Origin of the sequence: Corynebacterium sp. H78 (assembly GCF_037572275.1) — a bacterium.
GTDB lineage: Bacteria > Actinomycetota > Actinomycetes > Mycobacteriales > Mycobacteriaceae > Corynebacterium.
This window is the reverse complement of the sequence record NZ_JBBHKX010000002.1, coordinates 132589-147784: the sequence shown is the minus strand read 5'-3', so window position 1 is coordinate 147784 and position 15196 is coordinate 132589. Positions and strand designations below refer to the sequence as shown.

23 protein-coding genes are annotated in these 15196 nt (G+C 57.1%); 5 read left to right on the top strand and 18 right to left on the bottom strand.

Annotation, left to right across the window (positions count from 1 at the left end; translation table 11 throughout):
* Positions 1-64: 64 nt before the first annotated feature.
* The 3 genes from pcaD to WG934_RS01895 are packed head-to-tail and all read right to left on the bottom strand — an operon-like array spanning position 65 to position 2899.
* The gene (gene pcaD, locus WG934_RS01905; protein WP_339988469.1) at positions 65-835 is read right to left on the bottom strand and encodes a 3-oxoadipate enol-lactonase; all 771 of its coding nucleotides are present in this window, start codon (positions 833-835) and stop codon (positions 65-67) included.
* Positions 836-838: 3 nt separating this feature from the next.
* Positions 839-2095, bottom strand: coding sequence for an acetyl-CoA C-acetyltransferase (locus WG934_RS01900; protein ID WP_339988468.1), 1257 nt, complete (start codon positions 2093-2095; stop codon positions 839-841).
* A gap of 33 nt (positions 2096-2128) precedes the next feature.
* Positions 2129-2899 (bottom strand): IclR family transcriptional regulator domain-containing protein, encoded by a 771-nt coding sequence (locus WG934_RS01895; protein WP_339977003.1) that lies wholly within the window; start codon positions 2897-2899, stop codon positions 2129-2131.
* 98 nt (positions 2900-2997) lie between these two features.
* Here WG934_RS01895 and WG934_RS01890 point away from each other — a divergent pair, with 98 nt between their 5' ends.
* Positions 2998-3747, top strand: coding sequence for a CoA transferase subunit A (locus tag WG934_RS01890; RefSeq protein ID WP_339977001.1), 750 nt, complete (start codon positions 2998-3000; stop codon positions 3745-3747).
* A 2-nt stretch (positions 3748-3749) separates the two neighbouring features.
* Positions 3750-4394, top strand: a complete 645-nt coding sequence (locus WG934_RS01885; RefSeq protein ID WP_339976999.1) for a CoA transferase subunit B — start codon at positions 3750-3752, stop codon at positions 4392-4394.
* 104 nt (positions 4395-4498) lie between these two features.
* On the opposite strand, the gene rplE is transcribed toward WG934_RS01885, so the two are convergent.
* Genes rplE through rplN form a run of 3 tightly spaced genes read right to left on the bottom strand, consistent with a single transcriptional unit; the run spans position 4499 to position 5740 of the window.
* The gene (gene rplE, locus WG934_RS01880) at positions 4499-5053 is read right to left on the bottom strand and encodes a 50S ribosomal protein L5 (protein WP_339988466.1); all 555 of its coding nucleotides are present in this window, start codon (positions 5051-5053) and stop codon (positions 4499-4501) included.
* Positions 5054-5056: 3 nt separating this feature from the next.
* The gene (gene rplX, locus WG934_RS01875) at positions 5057-5371 is read right to left on the bottom strand and encodes a 50S ribosomal protein L24 (protein ID WP_339976995.1); all 315 of its coding nucleotides are present in this window, start codon (positions 5369-5371) and stop codon (positions 5057-5059) included.
* Positions 5372-5740: a 50S ribosomal protein L14 gene (gene rplN, locus WG934_RS01870; protein WP_339976993.1), complete on the bottom strand. Its 369-nt coding sequence runs from the start codon at positions 5738-5740 to the stop codon at positions 5372-5374.
* 303 nt (positions 5741-6043) lie between these two features.
* Here rplN and WG934_RS01865 point away from each other — a divergent pair, with 303 nt between their 5' ends.
* The 3 genes from WG934_RS01865 to WG934_RS01855 all read left to right on the top strand — a co-directional run bounded on the left by WG934_RS01865 (position 6044) and on the right by WG934_RS01855 (position 8624).
* On the top strand, positions 6044-7246 hold the full coding sequence (locus tag WG934_RS01865; RefSeq protein WP_339976991.1) for a multidrug effflux MFS transporter: 1203 nt from the start codon (positions 6044-6046) through the stop codon (positions 7244-7246).
* Positions 7247-7437: 191 nt separating this feature from the next.
* Positions 7438-7902: a DUF2231 domain-containing protein gene (locus WG934_RS01860; RefSeq protein WP_339988465.1), complete on the top strand. Its 465-nt coding sequence runs from the start codon at positions 7438-7440 to the stop codon at positions 7900-7902.
* A complete protein-coding gene (locus tag WG934_RS01855) occupies positions 7884-8624 on the top strand; it encodes a VIT1/CCC1 transporter family protein (protein ID WP_339988463.1) in 741 nt (246 codons plus the stop codon). Before WG934_RS01860 ends, WG934_RS01855 begins: the two co-directional genes overlap by 19 nt.
* 18 nt (positions 8625-8642) lie before the next feature.
* Here WG934_RS01855 and WG934_RS01850 read toward each other — a convergent pair whose 3' ends face one another.
* The 12 genes from WG934_RS01850 to rpsJ form a co-directional block, all read right to left on the bottom strand.
* Positions 8643-9257 carry a class I SAM-dependent methyltransferase gene (locus WG934_RS01850; RefSeq protein WP_339976985.1) on the bottom strand — a complete coding sequence of 205 codons (615 nt, stop codon included), beginning with the start codon at positions 9255-9257 and terminating at the stop codon, positions 8643-8645.
* 170 nt (positions 9258-9427) lie between these two features.
* On the bottom strand, positions 9428-9706 hold the full coding sequence (rpsQ, locus tag WG934_RS01845; RefSeq protein WP_339976983.1) for a 30S ribosomal protein S17: 279 nt from the start codon (positions 9704-9706) through the stop codon (positions 9428-9430).
* Positions 9703-9939: a 50S ribosomal protein L29 gene (gene rpmC / locus WG934_RS01840; protein WP_339976981.1), complete on the bottom strand. Its 237-nt coding sequence runs from the start codon at positions 9937-9939 to the stop codon at positions 9703-9705. Before rpmC ends, rpsQ begins: the two co-directional genes overlap by 4 nt.
* Entirely contained in the window at positions 9939-10355 is a 417-nt protein-coding gene (gene rplP, locus WG934_RS01835; RefSeq protein ID WP_339976979.1) for a 50S ribosomal protein L16, read from the bottom strand. Before rplP ends, rpmC begins: the two co-directional genes overlap by 1 nt.
* A gap of 3 nt (positions 10356-10358) precedes the next feature.
* Positions 10359-11102 carry a 30S ribosomal protein S3 gene (gene rpsC, locus WG934_RS01830; RefSeq protein ID WP_339976977.1) on the bottom strand — a complete coding sequence of 248 codons (744 nt, stop codon included), beginning with the start codon at positions 11100-11102 and terminating at the stop codon, positions 10359-10361.
* On the bottom strand, positions 11102-11464 hold the full coding sequence (gene rplV / locus WG934_RS01825) for a 50S ribosomal protein L22 (RefSeq protein WP_339976975.1): 363 nt from the start codon (positions 11462-11464) through the stop codon (positions 11102-11104). Before rplV ends, rpsC begins: the two co-directional genes overlap by 1 nt.
* 3 nt (positions 11465-11467) lie before the next feature.
* Positions 11468-11746 carry a 30S ribosomal protein S19 gene (rpsS, locus tag WG934_RS01820; protein WP_013241207.1) on the bottom strand — a complete coding sequence of 93 codons (279 nt, stop codon included), beginning with the start codon at positions 11744-11746 and terminating at the stop codon, positions 11468-11470.
* Positions 11747-11760: 14 nt separating this feature from the next.
* A complete protein-coding gene (gene rplB, locus WG934_RS01815) occupies positions 11761-12603 on the bottom strand; it encodes a 50S ribosomal protein L2 (protein ID WP_339976972.1) in 843 nt (280 codons plus the stop codon).
* Positions 12604-12640: 37 nt separating this feature from the next.
* Entirely contained in the window at positions 12641-12946 is a 306-nt protein-coding gene (rplW, locus tag WG934_RS01810; RefSeq protein ID WP_339976970.1) for a 50S ribosomal protein L23, read from the bottom strand.
* Entirely contained in the window at positions 12946-13596 is a 651-nt protein-coding gene (rplD, locus tag WG934_RS01805; RefSeq protein ID WP_339976968.1) for a 50S ribosomal protein L4, read from the bottom strand. The genes rplW and rplD overlap by 1 nt, the downstream gene beginning before the upstream one ends.
* Positions 13593-14249, bottom strand: coding sequence for a 50S ribosomal protein L3 (gene rplC, locus WG934_RS01800; protein WP_339976966.1), 657 nt, complete (start codon positions 14247-14249; stop codon positions 13593-13595). The genes rplD and rplC overlap by 4 nt, the downstream gene beginning before the upstream one ends.
* A 32-nt stretch (positions 14250-14281) precedes the next feature.
* Entirely contained in the window at positions 14282-14587 is a 306-nt protein-coding gene (gene rpsJ, locus WG934_RS01795; protein WP_003938093.1) for a 30S ribosomal protein S10, read from the bottom strand.
* Positions 14588-15196 lie beyond the last annotated feature (609 nt).

Below are 15196 nucleotides of genomic sequence, written 5' to 3'. Positions count from 1 at the left end.
CGAGCTTTTTTATTGGGTAACGTTTCATGGAGTAGTACTGCACAAGTGCTGGCAGCACCCCTAGTTAGTTCAGGAAGTGCTCGCGCAGCAAACGATTGACCTCTGCTGCCTGTTCGATAGTTGGCAAATGTCCCGCCGGCGACAACACTTCCGCCTGACCGTTACTAACGCCATCTGCAATAAGCTGCAGCGTCTCAGGGGTCGTAGCTGGATCCTCGTCACCCGCGATGGTCAACACAGGCTGTTCAATCCGGGACAAGTCACTACTGAAATCCCACGATGCCAGTGCCTCACAACACTGCGCATATCCTTCGTCCGAGGTGGTGCAAATCATGCGCACAAAGTAATCGCGACTTGCTGGGTGGTCGGCCAGGAACTCTGCAGAGAACCAACGGTCGACGATTGCGTCGGCAAGCGATGGCACTCCCTGGCTACGGGCGGTCTGTGCGCGCTCAACCCAGCCCGAGCTTTCGCCGAACTTAGGAGACGTGCACAGCAACACGACGGATCGCACTCGTTCCGGGAAATTCGCTGCCAAATACTGCGCAACTGCACCGCCAAGAGACAATCCAGCAACGCTGAACTCAGCAACGTTGAGACGGTCCAGGGTCGCCAACACATCAGCGGCCAGGTCTGTGACTGTTGGCACATCCGGCGCAATCGGCGAATTGCCATGCCCGCGGTGCTCCAAGGAAATTACGCGCGCATCCCGGCTCAGCGCATCCATCTGGGGCAGCCACATGTCGTGGTTAGAACCCAATGATCCGAGCAAAACAATGGTGCTCTCACCGGATCCGAACTCGCGTGCATCAAGGATAAAAGGCGTGGTTGTCATAGTCTACTTGGTCTCCTTCTCGACGATCGCTGCCAGACCTTGACCGCCACCAATACACATGGTGGCGAGTCCAAGGGTTCCTTCGGATCGCTTCATTTGGTGTGCAAGGCTCACCAGCATGCGGGCACCTGTCGCACCAACTGGGTGTCCCAGGGAAATGCCGGAACCAACGGGATTGAGTCGTGGGTCATCCTTGTCGATACCCCATTCCTTCAGCACCGACAGTGCCTGTGCCGCGAATGCTTCGTTCAGCTCGATGACATCCATATCCGCCAACGAAAGACCAGTCTTGTCGAGAGCCTTTGCCGTCGCAGGTACTGGGCCAATACCCATCGTTTCCGGCGCCACTCCAGCAACCGCCCAACCACGCAGACGCAACATCGGCGTCAAACCCAACTCAGCTGCCTTTGCTCGGGTAGTGACAATCATCGCGGCGGCACCATCATTCTGCCCCGATGCGTTTCCTGCCGTGACCGTCGCATTCTCATCATTGCGTCCAAGTACCGGTTTGAGCGAAGACAACTTCTCGACGGTCGTTCCAGGGCGCGGATGCTCATCACTGGAGATGATGACTGCTGGGTCTTTTCGTCGTGAAGCGGGAACTTCGATGGGGACGATCTCGTCGGCGAAAGCGCCGGACTCCTGCGCTGCCACAGCGCGACGATGCGACTCTGCAGAGAGTTCGTCTTGGACTTCACGTGGGATGGAGTACTCGCTGCGCAAGTTCTCGGCAGTCTCGATCATGCCACCTGGAATCGGATGGTTCTTGCCACCTGCGGTCTCGCGGGCTTGTTGCAGACGATCGATGAAAGCCGTAGTCCCTGCCTTCAGGCCCCAACGAACTTTCGCATCAACGACGTATTCAGTTTGGGACATTGACTCTGCACCACCGGCAATGATGAGGTCTGCAGCACCAGAAGCGATATGCGCTGCTGCAGTGGTGATGGCTTGCAGTCCCGACCCGCAACGCCGGTCTAGCTGCATACCTGGAATCGTTTCGCCAAGACCAGCATCAAGAGCCGCAATCCGACCCAGCGCAGGAGCTGCGCCATTCGGAGATGCTTGGCCGAGAATGACATCGTCGATGTCATCGGCACTTAGCCCTGACTTTTCCACAACTGCTGAGACAACCGTGCTGGCAAGTTGTTGTACAGGAACGTTAACGAATGCTCCGCCGTAGCGACCTACTGGAGTGCGAAGCGGAGTGCACAGCACAATGTCGTCATCGCGAATACTGGCGTCTGGGGTATTGATGGGCATGGTTCTAAGAACTCCTCGTGTCCATCGCACGCGTTATGCCACTTGCATACGTGCGAGATCGTCTGTGATGAGCTGCGCTGCAGCAACTACCTCAGGAACAATGTTTTTCTCGATGTCAGTTAATGAATGAACCGCCGCCTGAGTGGAAACATTGACTGCCGCTGCTACCCGACCATCTGGAGAAAACACAGGTGCTGCGACCGAACGCAACCCCGGCTCCAGTTCTTGGTCGACGATGATCCAGCCTTGACGACGAGCCGTCGCCAACTGCTCTTCCAAATCTGCACGAGCAATCTTCGTCATCGACGTCGTAGCCTCGAATTCCGTAGCATCCAAGTACTCCTTGATGAACTTCGGAGTTTGGAATGCCAACAGAACTCGCCCCATCGATGTGTTAAACGCTGGGAATCGAGTGCCAATTGTGATCGCTACCGTCATGATCTTGCGCACGGGGACGCGGTTGACGTACACGATGTCGCCGTCGTCTAGCACAGAAAGCGACGATGATTCCGAAACTTTCGCAGACAACGCTTCCAGGCGTGGCTGGGCTACCTGAGGCAGCGTCAAGCTGGACAAGTAGCTGTAACCAAGCTCAAGAACGCGCGGGGTCAAGCGGAACTTCGAGCCGTCCGTGGTTGCATAGCCTTCATCCACGAGCGTGTGTAGGAAGCGTCGCGCTGTCGCACGAGAGAGCCCGGTAACTTCTGCAACCTCAGACAGTGTCTGCGCGCTGCGTGTTTCGTTAAAGCTCTTGATAACAGCCAAACCACGCGCAAAAGACTGCACATGCTGCGACGAAACCATGATTCTCCCTTGTGTTCAACGCCATGTTTCCACTCATTCTAGAGTGTTCACAATGCAAACTCTAGTGCACTTTGCGAACATTTGCTAGTATTGCTGGCATGCTCGACAAACAAATTCCCTCCGCTGAAGAGGCCGTTGCCGATATTTCGACCGGCTCTTCCCTCGCAGTCGGTGGCTTTGGCCTCGTTGGAATCCCTGCTGTTCTCATCGATGCAGTCCTCGCTGGCTCCGCCACCGACCTCACAATCGTGTCCAACAACTGCGGTACCGACGGCTTCGGCCTCGGCAAGCTGCTGCAAGATCACCGCATTTCTCGAACCATCGGCTCCTACATCGGTAGCAACAAGGAGTACTCCCGCCAGTACTTGTCCGGCGAGCTCTCTGTAGAGTTCACTCCCCAAGGCACCCTGGCAGAACGCATGCGCGCTGGTGGCGCTGGCATTCCGGCGTTCTACACCAAGGCAGGCGTCGGCACGCAGCTCGCCGATGGAGGACTCCCGGTTCGCTACAACCCAGATGGCACTGTCGCCGAGTACTCCCCAAAGAAGGAAACTCGCATTATCGACGGCGAAGAATACGTCCTCGAATATGGCATTCGTGCGGACTTTGCATTGGTTCACGCCCACCAGGCGGACCGCTATGGCAACCTGCGCTTCTCTAAGACCGCACGCAACTTCAACCCAGACGCAGCGATGAGCGGCAAGATTACCATCGCTCAAGTCGAGCACATCGTCGACCAGATTCCGCCTGACGACGTTCACGTCCCCGGAATCTTCGTCGACCGCATCGTGCATGTCGGCCCGCAAGAGACTGGCATCGAAAACCGCACGACTCGAGAAGGGAACTAACCATGAGCTGGAATCGTGAACAAATGGCAGCGCGCGTCGCTCAGGAACTACGCAATGGCCAGTACGTAAATCTCGGCATCGGCATGCCAACGCTCATCCCCGGTTTTCTCCCCGAAGATCTTGAAGTCGTATTGCATTCCGAAAACGGAATCCTCGGTGTTGGCCCTTACCCTCTTGATGATGAAGTCGACCCTGAACTCATCAATGCCGGCAAGGAAACGATTACCGCTGGACCAGGCGCAAGCTACTTCTCTTCGTCCGAATCTTTTGCAATGATCCGATCGAAGTCGGTTGATGTCGCAGTACTGGGCGCTATGGAAGTGTCACAGTACGGAGACCTGGCCAACTGGATGGTTCCAGGAAAAATGGTCAAGGGCATGGGCGGCGCGATGGATCTGGTCCATGGCGCAGAAACCATCATTGTGATGACTGATCACCTCACCAAGAAGGGTGAGCCAAAAGTCGTAGCTGAATGTTCGCTGCCGTTGACGGGAGCACGCTGTGTGGACATGATTGTGACTTCGCATGCTGTGTTTACCGTTAGCGCAACCGACGGGTTGACCCTCGTTGAGTGCGCAGATGGTGTGACCATTGACGAGCTGAGGGAATGCACGGGCGCTCCTTTCCGCGTACCAGCCGAGGTATAGCCCCAGGACGAAACGCTTATGCGCTGTTAGTAGCGCAACAAAAAACCACCTCCCAGCGGGAGGTGGTTTTCTTTACGCTATTGCAGCGTTAACTCAAACGAGTCTTACTTCTTGAATGGGAAGCCCAGTTCGCGAAGCAGTGCACGACCTTCGTCGTTGTTGGTCGCAGTGGTAACGACGGTGATGTCCATACCACGTGGGCGATCAATCTTGTCAACGTCGATCTCGTAGAACATGGTCTGCTCAGAGAGGCCGAAGGTGTAGTTGCCGTGACCGTCGAACTGCTGGTCGGAGAGACCACGGAAGTCACGAATACGTGGAAGAGCAACCGTCAGCAGACGATCGAGGAATTCCCACATACGGTCGCCACGCAGAGTAACGCGAGCACCGATGGCATCGCCTTCACGCAGCTTGAAGTTTGCAATGGACTTGCGAGCACGACGGGTCTCTGGCTTCTGACCGGTAATTGCGGTCAGATCTTCGAGTGCACCGTTGATCTGCTTCTTATCCTGTGCAGCAGCGCCAATACCCATGTTGACAACAACCTTGGTGACGCCAGGAACCTGCATGACGTTTTCGTACTTGAATTCGTCCTGCATCTTGCTACGGATTTCTTCGCGGTAGCGGGTCTTCAGACGAGGAGTGTAATTTTCGCTCATGACTTAGATGTCCTTCCCGGTACGGCGGGAGATGCGAACCTTCTTGCCCTCATCGTCGAAGCGGTAGCCAACGCGAGTTGGGGTTCCATCTTCGTCAACGAGCATGACGTTCGACACGTGAATTGGAGCTTCCTGGGTGACGATGCCACCGGAGGATGCGCCACGCTCAGCCGCGGAGTTTGCAACATGCTTCTTGATGCGGTTAACGCCCTCGACCAGAACCTTATCGCGTGCTGGGTAAGCCTCAATGACCTTGCCCTGCGCGCCCTTGTCTGGACCAGAGATGACCAGCACGGTATCGCCCTTGCGGATCTTCACTTAAATCACCTCCGGTGCGAGCGAAACAATCTTCATGAACTTCTTGTCACGCAGTTCACGCGCGACTGGCCCGAAAATACGGGTACCCTTTGGCTCACCATCAGCCTTGATGATGACTGCTGCATTCTCGTCGAACTTAATGTAGGAACCGTCAACACGACGGGTTTCCTTCTTGGCACGAACGATGACAGCCTTAACGATTTCGCCTGCCTTGACGTTGCCGCCCGGGGTAGCTTCCTTGACAGTTGCGACGATGGTGTCGCCAATGCCAGCGAAGCGTCGGGTCGAGCCACCGAGAACGCGGATGCACATGATTTCACGTGCACCAGTGTTGTCGGCAACGCGCAGACGCGATTCTGGTTGAATCACTGCGGTTCTCCTGACCTGGTTGCATTGTGCGTCAGATTTCCGTCCTAAACGCACGCGGTCTACTTCTTCGTGTACCTCAACATGTCAATAGATCGCTGATCCAGACTTACCGGCGCTTGTACGACACTCACGCAGCTGTTGAGCACAACTCATGCATTATTGCACGTCATCTGTTATGAACAAAATCCCGCTCACTGCACCAGATAGAGAGGTGAGTTCGGTGCATCTGCAGTCTGCAACTGGCTGCTTACTCGTATAATTTATTTTTCCTTCTCTTGGAAAGGTCAGTGACAGGTATCCCTATTGACTAAGGCCACCAACACTCCGCAGCCGCGCCTCACCGGCTTCTTTCTGACTGCCCTCGCTCTTCTTTCCTCCGCGGGTGCACTCAGTACTGACATGTACTTGCCCACATTCCCCAACATTGGCAGCGAGCTCAGCACCAACGCATCTCTCGTACAGCTGACCCTCACTGCGTTCATGGTGGGTATGGCGCTGGGTCAGCTTCTATCAGGTTCGCTTTCCGACGGCCTGGGTCGCAAAGGCCTCATGGTTGGCTCAACCATCATCTTCTTTGCGTCGTCTGTGGGTTGCGCCATCGCTCCAAGCATCGGAGTCTTCGTCGCGCTGCGCCTCCTCCAGGGCCTGGCCGGTGGCACGGGAGCTGTCCTTGCCCGTGCAGTTATCCCAGACGTCGCACGTGGCGCTGATGCTGCCCGGGCCTTCTCTCTGCTGATGGCGATTCAGGGCTTCGCCCCTGTGCTCGCACCAATCTTGGGCGGTGTCTTCTCGCCTCTAGTGGGCTGGCGTGGCATTTTCTGGATTCTCGCAGGTTTCAACGTCGCCATGATCATCGTGAGCGTTTTCATCGTGCCTGAGTCGTTGCCGAAGGATCGTCGTAATGCGAATGCGATTCGGTCGCTCTTCCCAGCCATTTGGCGGTGCCTGCGCCGGCGGGAGTTTTTCGGATATCTGCTTGCTTTTGCCGCCGGTTTCGGCGTGATGTTCTCCTACATCGCTGCGTCTCCATACGTGTACCAGGGGCAGTTGGGCATGTCCACGCGCGTCTACGGTTTCGCTTTCGCTGCCAACGCTATCGGGATTACCGTTATGGCCACGGTGAGCGCCAAGCTGGCGGGCAGAGCCGATCCACGAAACCTGCTGATTGGTGGCCTCGTTACCATTGCCGCAGCTTCGGTGGGGCTCCTCTTCAACGGACTCTTTGGCCCTTACCTGTGGGCTACCTTGCCGCTGCTGTTCATCGCGGTGGGGTCCATGGGCTTGATCCTGGGGAACGCGACGGCGCTCGGCACTGCCACTGTGCGCGACATTGGTGTTGGCGCGGGTGCTGGCGCAATGGGCTTTGCGCAGTTCCTCACCGCAGGCATCGTCGCCCCGCTGGTTGGTCTTGGCACCAACTCAGCGTTGTCAATGTCAATTGGCATGGTGACTTGTGCCACGATTGCCCTTTTTGGCGCGATAGTTCTCACTCGAACACTTCGCTAAGGTTCACGGCGCCTACCGACGAAGGGCACTTGGAGACAGCACAGCCACCATCCTTAGGAAAACCGCACGTCAGCCGCATGCGCTAAGAGTTTGCTTACCCTTACTACTCTATCTACATACTTGCGTAGTCTGTCACACAGGATAGGTTTGCATCGCTAGACAGCAACCTAAGTCGGGGTTATAACCAAGTCATGTTCGAAAGCATTGCGGGTCTTCCCACGCACCCACTCATCGTCCATCTCGCCGTCGTCGCCGTTCCTGTCGCAGCAATTTTGACCCTTATTTACGCTTTCCGGCCAACGCTCCGAGCCAAGTTTGGCATCGTTACTGTGGCTATTAACTTTGTAGCAGCTGTCGCTACGGTTCTCGCTCGTTCAACAGGTGAAGCCATGCTTCCTTTGGTCAACTTGTCAGAGGAGAACCCTGGGCCTGTCTCCACTCACGCTGCTTATGCCAACTACATGCTGATCGCCGTGGGTCTGATGTTCATCGCAAGTGCCGTGTTACTGTGGCGCGACCGTCGCCAAGCGGAAACACCGGGATCGATCGGAACCATCGCCATCATCGTCATGGCGATCGCAGCTATTGCCTCGCTCGTCTTCGTATTCCTGACAGGTCATGAGGGTGCGGTGCTGGTATGGGAAAAGACGCTATGAGCGACAACATCATCCCAGCTGCCCCAAAAGTAGAACCCCACGACGCTGGCCAGTCGGCGAAACTCAACTGGCTACGTGCCGGTGTCCTCGGTGCTAACGATGGCATCGTGTCCACTGCCCTGTTGCTGCTGGGTGTGATCGCCGCAGGATCATCAACTGGTGCCATTGCCACAGCTGGTGTCGCAGCGATCATCGCAGGCGCAGTATCGATGGCCTTGGGTGAGTACGTATCTGTGTCTACCCAGCGAGACACCGAACGTGCACTCATTGAAAAGGAAAAGGCCGAACTGCGGGACTATCCTGCGGAAGAACATCAGGAACTCGTGCATATTCTGCGCTCGTACGGCATGTCAGACGACATCGCACACGACGCCGCAACCAGCATCCATGATGCCGATCCATTGTCAGCTCATTTGCGCCTAGAGCTGGGCATTGATGGTGAGGACCTAACCAGCCCATGGGCAGCCGCTGGTTCCTCTGCTGTTTCATTCATGCTGGGTGCGATTTTGCCCATGCTCGCAGCAATTCTTGCTCCACGAGAGTCCGGGGTGTGGGCAGTAACTATCGTGACACTCATAGCCTTGGCCATCACCGGTTTCGTCAGCGCAAAGCTATCGGACACTAATCCTGTCGCAGCTACCCTCCGCCTCCTCATCGGTGGCGCGTTGGGCCTGGTAGTCAGCTATTTCATCGGCACATTCTTCGGCGGGGTCGTCGACTAGCCGTAGCGGTATTGAAGTCTAAGCCTTTTCGCACACAGCCACCAGAAAGTTACTGGTGGCATCAAAAGGGCGTAGATCCCAGGTCGAGAACTTCATGCGAATCTCCATCCCAGCCTCGTGCACATCCTGCTCGAACTGAGAGAACTCCCAACCACGCCCCGATCCGAAGCCGAACACTGCCCGAGCGTTGTCCCCCAACACGCTCGCGAGGCCAGTCAACACCTGCATCCGATCTTTGGGATCAATGAATGTCAGCACATTTCCAGCTGCAACTATGGCGTCGAAAGCGCCGTTCTTTGCGACGTCGTCAGCAAGCAAAGACCCCACACCTTTAAGATCCCCCACCAGCCAAGTCGCCATCGGATGCTGGCTTCTCGCTTCACCAATCAAGTATGGATCAATGTCAACACCAACCACGGAATGTCCCGCGCCGGAAAGATGACCGCCGACACGCCCCTGGCCGCAACCGGCATCGAGCACCCGGGCAGAACGTGGCACCATCGCATCGATCAGACGTGCTTCTCCATGGATGTCACGTCCCTCCCGTGCAAAGGTCCGCCATCTGTTCGCGTACCGACGAGAGTGCGCCGGGTCAGCCGCAATGATTTCCGCCCACGTTCGATGGTTGCTCATGAAACCCAGTATGCGCGAAACCGCCGCTATGGGTCGGAGCTACCAAACAATCTGGAGCCGACAAGTGATGCATGGGGAATCGTCGCAAAGCGTCCTGTCTGCGTACCCCCAGGGCAAAGAAAACCCACCGCCCAATGGACGGTGGGTAATTCAGGTAAAAGAACTAGCTCTTACTTAGCCTTCTCGACGATGTCGAGCAGACGGTAGTGCTTGTCCTTGGAAAGCGGACGGCACTCTTCGATGCGGACGCGGTCGCCGATGCCGGCTTCCTCGTTCTCGTCGTGTGCCTTCACCTTGGAGCTGGTGCGCATGATCTTGCCGTACAGTGCGTGCTGCTTACGGTCTTCGAGTTCGACAACGATGGTCTTCTGCATCTTGTCGGACACGACGTAACCAGTGCGAACCTTACGTGCGCCAGTCTCGGTCTTGTTCATCTTTTCCTCGCTCATGCTGCATCACCATCAGTTGGGGCTGCGGACAGGCCGAGCTCGCGCTCACGCATAACGGTGTAGATGCGAGCAATGTCCTTGCGGACGGTGCGGAGACGGCTGTTGTTGGTCAGCTGACCGGTAGCCATCTGGAATCGGAGGTTGAACAGCTCTTCCTTAGATTCCTTGAGCTTGGCGACCAGGTCGTCGTTGTTCAGCGAGCGGAGCTCGTGAGCCGGAATACCATTCGACATTAGAACTGATCCTCCTTACGAACGACTCGGGTCTTGATTGGCAGCTTTGCGCCTGCACGGGTCAGGGCTTCAACAGCGGTCTTCTCGTCAGGGTACGACATTTCGAACATGACGCGACCTGGCTTGACGTTTGCGATCCACTTCTCGACTGGACCCTTACCGGAACCCATACGAACGCCGAGTGGCTTCTGGGTCAGTGGGCGGTCAGGGAAGATGTTGATCCAAACCTTGCCGCCACGCTTGACGTGGCGGTTGATGGCGATACGTGCAGCTTCGATCTGGCGGTTGGTGATGTACGCCGGTTCGAGAGCCTGCAGACCGTAGTCACCGAACGTCACGGTGTTGCCACCCTTGGACATACCCGAACGGGTTGGACGGTGCTGACGGCGGTACTTAACGCGCTTCGGGATGAGCATGAATTAGCCCTCCTTCTTCTCAGAGGCGCGCTGACGACGCTTACCACCACGGCGTGGACGCTCGTTGCGGTCGCGACGGCGGCGATCGCCACCTGCGTTCATCTCGGACTCGCGACGGCCACCGATGACGTCACCCTTGTAGATCCACACCTTGACGCCGATGCGTCCGAAAGTGGTGTGAGCCTCGTGGGTACCGTAGTCGATTTCCGCGCGCAGGGTGTGCAGTGGAACGCGACCCTCGTGGTAGCGCTCCGTGCGACCCATCTCCGCACCGCCGAGGCGGCCGGAGCAAACAACCTTGATGCCCTTAACCTGTGGCTGGCGCATTGCAGACTGAATAGCCTTGCGCATCGCGCGGCGGAAAGCCACGCGGTTGGTCAGCTGCTCAGCGATAGACTGTGCAACCAACTTAGCGTCAGCGTCAACGTTCTTGACTTCGAGGATGTTCAGCTGAACCTGCTTGCCGGTGAGCTTTTCCAGCTCGCCGCGAATGCGGTCTGCTTCCGAACCACGACGACCGATGACGATGCCCGGACGTGCGGTGTGGATGTCGACGCGAACGCGATCACGGGTGCGCTCGATGACGACGTCGGAAATACCAGCGCGCTCGAGACCGGTGGACAGCAGATCACGGATCTTGATGTCCTCGGCGAGGTAGTCAGCGTACTGCTTGTCGGCGTACCAGCGGGACTTCCAGTCGCTGGAAATACCGAGTCGGAGGCCGTGTGGATGAATCTTCTGACCCACTATCGGTCACCTTCCTTCTGGCTCTCGACGACCACAGTGATGTGGCTCGTGCGCTTGCGGACGTGGAAAGCACGGCCCTGCGCACGTGGGCGGAAGCGCTTCATGGTTGGTCCCTCGTCAGCGAAGCATTCAGAGATGACCAGGGTGCGTGGATCCAGGCCGAAGTTGTTCTCTGCGTTTGCAGCAGCAGAAGCAACCAACTTGGCAATTGGCTCGGAAGCGCCCTGAGGAGCGTATTCCAGCATTGCCAGTGCCTCGGATACGGACTTACCGCGAACGGTGTCCAGAACACGGCGTGCCTTCATTGGAGTCACGCGGACGAAACGCGCGGTTGCGCGTGCAGAGGTGATGTCGTTGCTCATGGCTTATCGACGTCCCTTCTTGTCATCCTTGATGTGACCCTTAAAGGTCTTGGTTGGGGCGAACTCGCCCAGCTTGTGGCCAACCATAGAGTCGTCCACGAATACCGGCACGTGCTTGCGACCGTCATGGACGGCGAAGGTGTGGCCGATGAAATCTGGGAGAATCGTCGAGCGGCGGGACCAGGTCTTGATGACCTGCTTGGTGCCCTTTTCGTTCTGAGCGTCTACCTTTGCGAGGAGGTGCTCATCAACGAACGGGCCCTTCTTAAGGCTGCGTGGCATTGTTTGTTACCTCCTTAGCGCTTCTTGGACTTGTTGGCACGGCGACGACGAACGATCAGCTGGTCGCTCGGACGGTTAGGCTTACGGGTGCGGCCTTCCTTCTGGCCCCATGGGGACACAGGATGGCGACCACCGGAAGTCTTACCTTCACCACCACCGTGTGGGTGGTCGACTGGGTTCATGACGACACCGCGAACGGTTGGGCGCCAGCCCTTCCAACGCATACGGCCGGCCTTACCCCAGCGGATGTTGATCTGGTCTGCATTGCCAACTTCGCCCACGGTCGCACGGCAACGTGCGTCGACGCGACGGATCTCAGAGGACGGCATACGCAGAACTGCGTACTTGCCTTCCTTACCCAGCAGCTGGATGGATGCGCCAGCAGAACGGGCAAGCTGTGCACCTGCGCCTGGCTTCAGCTCCACAGCGTGGATGGTGGTACCAGTTGGGATGTTGCGCAGTGGCAGGTTGTTACCAACCTTGATGTCAGCATTTGCGCCGGACTCAACGATTGCGCCCTGCTTCAGGTTCTTTGGCGCAATGATGTAGCGCTTTTCACCATCGAAGTAGTGCAGCAACGCGATGTTCGCGGTGCGGTTTGGGTCGTACTCAATGTGTGCGACCTTTGCTGGAATGCCGTCCTTGTCATTACGACGGAAGTCGATGACACGGTACTGACGCTTGTGTCCGCCACCCTTGTGACGAGTGGTGATGTGGCCGTGAACGTTACGACCACCGGTCTTCGACAGCGGGCGCAGCAGAGACTTCTCTGGAGTCGAGCGAGTGATTTCGCTGAACTCAGAGACGGAGCTCTGGCGGCGACCCGGCGTAGTCGGCTTGTACTTACGAATAGCCATACTGTTGCTCTTCCTTTAACTTCCTCGTCGGCCCGCGTTAGCTAGCCGAACCGCCGAAGATGTCGATGGGATCGCTGCCGGCCGCGAGAGTCACGTAGGCGCGCTTGGTTGCCTTGCGCTGACCGTAGCCGGTGCGGGTGCGCTTACGCTTACCCTCACGGTTGACGGTGTTCACGCTAGCGACCTTCGCACCGAAGATCTCCTGGACCGCGATCTTGATCTGGGTCTTGTTAGCGTCGGGATGAACTAGGAACGAGTAAACGTTCTGCTCCATCAGTCCGTAGGACTTCTCCGACACAACCGGGGCGAGAATAATGTCGCGGGGATCTGCGATGGTAGCCATTACTTCTCCTCCTTCTCACCAGCGGTACGGGTGATGAACGTATTCAGAGCCTGAACTGCGAACACAACATCGTCGGCCTTCAGCACGTCGTAGGTGTTCAGCTGATCCTCAGAGAGGGCAGCTACGTTCGGCAAGTTGTTAACCGACTTCCATGCGGCAACGTCTTCACGAGGAAGAACAACCAGCACAGACTTACGGTCGGTTAGGCGCTCGATGAAAGTACGAGCAGCCTTGGTCGATGGGGTCTGACCTGCAACCAGTTCTTCAACAACATGGATGCGATCATGACGAGCACGGTCCGACAGAGCACCGCGGAGTGCAGCTGCAACCATCTTCTTAGGGGTGCGCTGCGAGTAGTCGCGTGGCACTGGGCCGTGAACAATTCCGCCGCCGGTCCAGTGAGGTGCACGAATCGAGCCCTGACGAGCGCGACCGGTACCCTTCTGGCGCCATGGCTTACGGCCACCGCCACGAACCTCTGCGCGGGTCTTTACCTTGTGCGTACCCTGGCGAGCTGCTGCCTGCTGGGCAACAACAACCTGGTGCATCAATGCAACAGAAGCCTCTGCGTCAAAGATCGAAGCTGGCAGTTCTACGGAACCGTTCACGCCACCGTCGGCGGTGTGGACATCAAGCTTGAGGTTTGTCATGCGTGAGCACCACCCTTCACAGCGGTCTTGACAACCAGGAGGCCACCACGGTTACCAGGTACTGCGCCCTTAATGAGCAGCAGGTTGGCATCAGTGTCGACCTTCTGAATCTTCAGGTTCTGAGTCGTGACGCGGTCCTGGCCCATGCGACCAGCCATACGCTTGCCCTTGAAGACACGCGCTGGGGTTGCACAAGCACCAATGCCACCGACACGACGGTGAGCAGCCTGGTTACCGTGACCTGCACCCTGGCCAGCGAAGCCGTGGCGCTTCATAGCGCCGGCAAAGCCCTTGCCCTTGGTGGTGCCGGTTACGTCGACGTACTCGATGTCGCCGAAGATGTCGACACCGACACTCTGTCCAACCTCGTAAGAGGAAGCGTCTGCAGTACGAATCTCCACCATGTGGCGACGTGGGGTAACGCCGGCCTTCTTGAAGTGGCCGGTGTTTGGCTTGTTGACCTTACGTGGGTCAATCTCGCCGTATGCGATCTGAACGGCATCGTAGCCGTCAGTTTCCTTCGTGCGCACCTGGGTAACAACGCATGGCCCAGCCTCAACGACGGTAACCGGAACAACGCGGTTATCCTCGTCGAAGATCTGGGTCATGCCGAGCTTTGTGCCCAGGATGCCCTTGATCTCGTTTTCACTCATTTATCTAGTCTCCGCTGCCAAAAAGTCCGGGCTCACTGAATGTTCACATCGACGCTTGCAGGAAGGTCGATACGCATGAGCGCGTCAACCGTCTTTGGCGTCGGATCGAGAATGTCGATGAGGCGCTTATGCGTACGCATCTCGAAGTGCTCGCGCGAGTCCTTGTACTTGTGCGGCGAGCGGATGACGCAGTAAACGTTCTTTTCGGTTGGCAACGGCACTGGGCCAACCACGCGTGCACCCGTACGGGTCACAGTCTCGACAATCTTACGCGCAGACGCGTCGATTGCCTCGTGGTCGTAGGCTTTGAGCCTGATGCGGATCTTTTGTCCCGCCACGCTTGTCCTCTCCTCGGTCGGCGCGCCCTCTTAAGGGCGTCGACCCTGTCAATGTCTTTTAGCTCCGGTTGTTGACTATGGCCAGCGCCAGAAGCGTGAAGATACTGGGTGTGTAGTTGATCTAGTGACCCCGTCTTCGCAACATGGCGCTTAACAGCGCACATGTTCCGAGCGGACGAATTCACATCTACTCTTCCCAGTTCGACGAAAGGAGTCCCCCGATAAACGTGGTGCCTATTGCCTACTGCCGCTGTTTAATTGCCATGCCACTTCCGTCCCCCGCGGTCGGGCGTGTCGCCCTGTATTTGACCTGGGAGCACGCGACTTATCCCCGTTTCCCCATTTTCATGAGTCTGCGGTTCAAGCCAACGTGGCCATGCTCGCTCCACCAGCGACGCTTCATTTCATGTCGGTACCGGTTCCGGTTAGGCCTCGTACTGCACATGGCGAAAACGCCGTGTTAAAGCAACTCGTGTATTTAAACACGTTGGTACCCGATTTCCCAAATCCCTTTTCGGAAGAATTGCCCGCTACACGCATTTTGTGTCGAGATTCACAAGCTCGGCGGATCCGCATACGGTCTTGCCCAGTCATCCCGGAGGCTCAAAG

What these genes read in the sequence shown, in the direction of transcription:
- rpsS (WP_013241207.1), bottom strand. Translation starts at nt 11,746, where the DNA reads ATGCCACGCAGCCTTAAGAAGGGCCCGTTCGTTGATGAGCACCTCCTC.
- WG934_RS01855 (WP_339988463.1), top strand. Translation starts at nt 7,884, where the DNA reads ATGGGAAAAGACGCTATGAGCGACAACATCATCCCAGCTGCCCCAAAA.
- WG934_RS01850 (WP_339976985.1), bottom strand. Translation starts at nt 9,257, where the DNA reads ATGAGCAACCATCGAACGTGGGCGGAAATCATTGCGGCTGACCCGGCG.
- WG934_RS01890 (WP_339977001.1), top strand. Translation starts at nt 2,998, where the DNA reads ATGCTCGACAAACAAATTCCCTCCGCTGAAGAGGCCGTTGCCGATATT.
- WG934_RS01900 (WP_339988468.1), bottom strand. Translation starts at nt 2,095, where the DNA reads ATGCCCATCAATACCCCAGACGCCAGTATTCGCGATGACGACATTGTG.
- rplP (WP_339976979.1), bottom strand. Translation starts at nt 10,355, where the DNA reads ATGCTCATCCCGAAGCGCGTTAAGTACCGCCGTCAGCACCGTCCAACC.
- WG934_RS01885 (WP_339976999.1), top strand. Translation starts at nt 3,750, where the DNA reads ATGAGCTGGAATCGTGAACAAATGGCAGCGCGCGTCGCTCAGGAACTA.
- rplE (WP_339988466.1), bottom strand. Translation starts at nt 5,053, where the DNA reads ATGAGCGAAAATTACACTCCTCGTCTGAAGACCCGCTACCGCGAAGAA.
- pcaD (WP_339988469.1), bottom strand. Translation starts at nt 835, where the DNA reads ATGACAACCACGCCTTTTATCCTTGATGCACGCGAGTTCGGATCCGGT.
- WG934_RS01860 (WP_339988465.1), top strand. Translation starts at nt 7,438, where the DNA reads ATGTTCGAAAGCATTGCGGGTCTTCCCACGCACCCACTCATCGTCCAT.
- WG934_RS01895 (WP_339977003.1), bottom strand. Translation starts at nt 2,899, where the DNA reads ATGGTTTCGTCGCAGCATGTGCAGTCTTTTGCGCGTGGTTTGGCTGTT.
- rpsQ (WP_339976983.1), bottom strand. Translation starts at nt 9,706, where the DNA reads ATGAGCGAGGAAAAGATGAACAAGACCGAGACTGGCGCACGTAAGGTT.
- rpmC (WP_339976981.1), bottom strand. Translation starts at nt 9,939, where the DNA reads ATGTCGAATGGTATTCCGGCTCACGAGCTCCGCTCGCTGAACAACGAC.
- rplB (WP_339976972.1), bottom strand. Translation starts at nt 12,603, where the DNA reads ATGGCTATTCGTAAGTACAAGCCGACTACGCCGGGTCGCCGCCAGAGC.
- rplD (WP_339976968.1), bottom strand. Translation starts at nt 13,596, where the DNA reads ATGACAAACCTCAAGCTTGATGTCCACACCGCCGACGGTGGCGTGAAC.
- rplC (WP_339976966.1), bottom strand. Translation starts at nt 14,249, where the DNA reads ATGAGTGAAAACGAGATCAAGGGCATCCTGGGCACAAAGCTCGGCATG.
- rplV (WP_339976975.1), bottom strand. Translation starts at nt 11,464, where the DNA reads ATGAGCAACGACATCACCTCTGCACGCGCAACCGCGCGTTTCGTCCGC.
- rplW (WP_339976970.1), bottom strand. Translation starts at nt 12,946, where the DNA reads ATGGCTACCATCGCAGATCCCCGCGACATTATTCTCGCCCCGGTTGTG.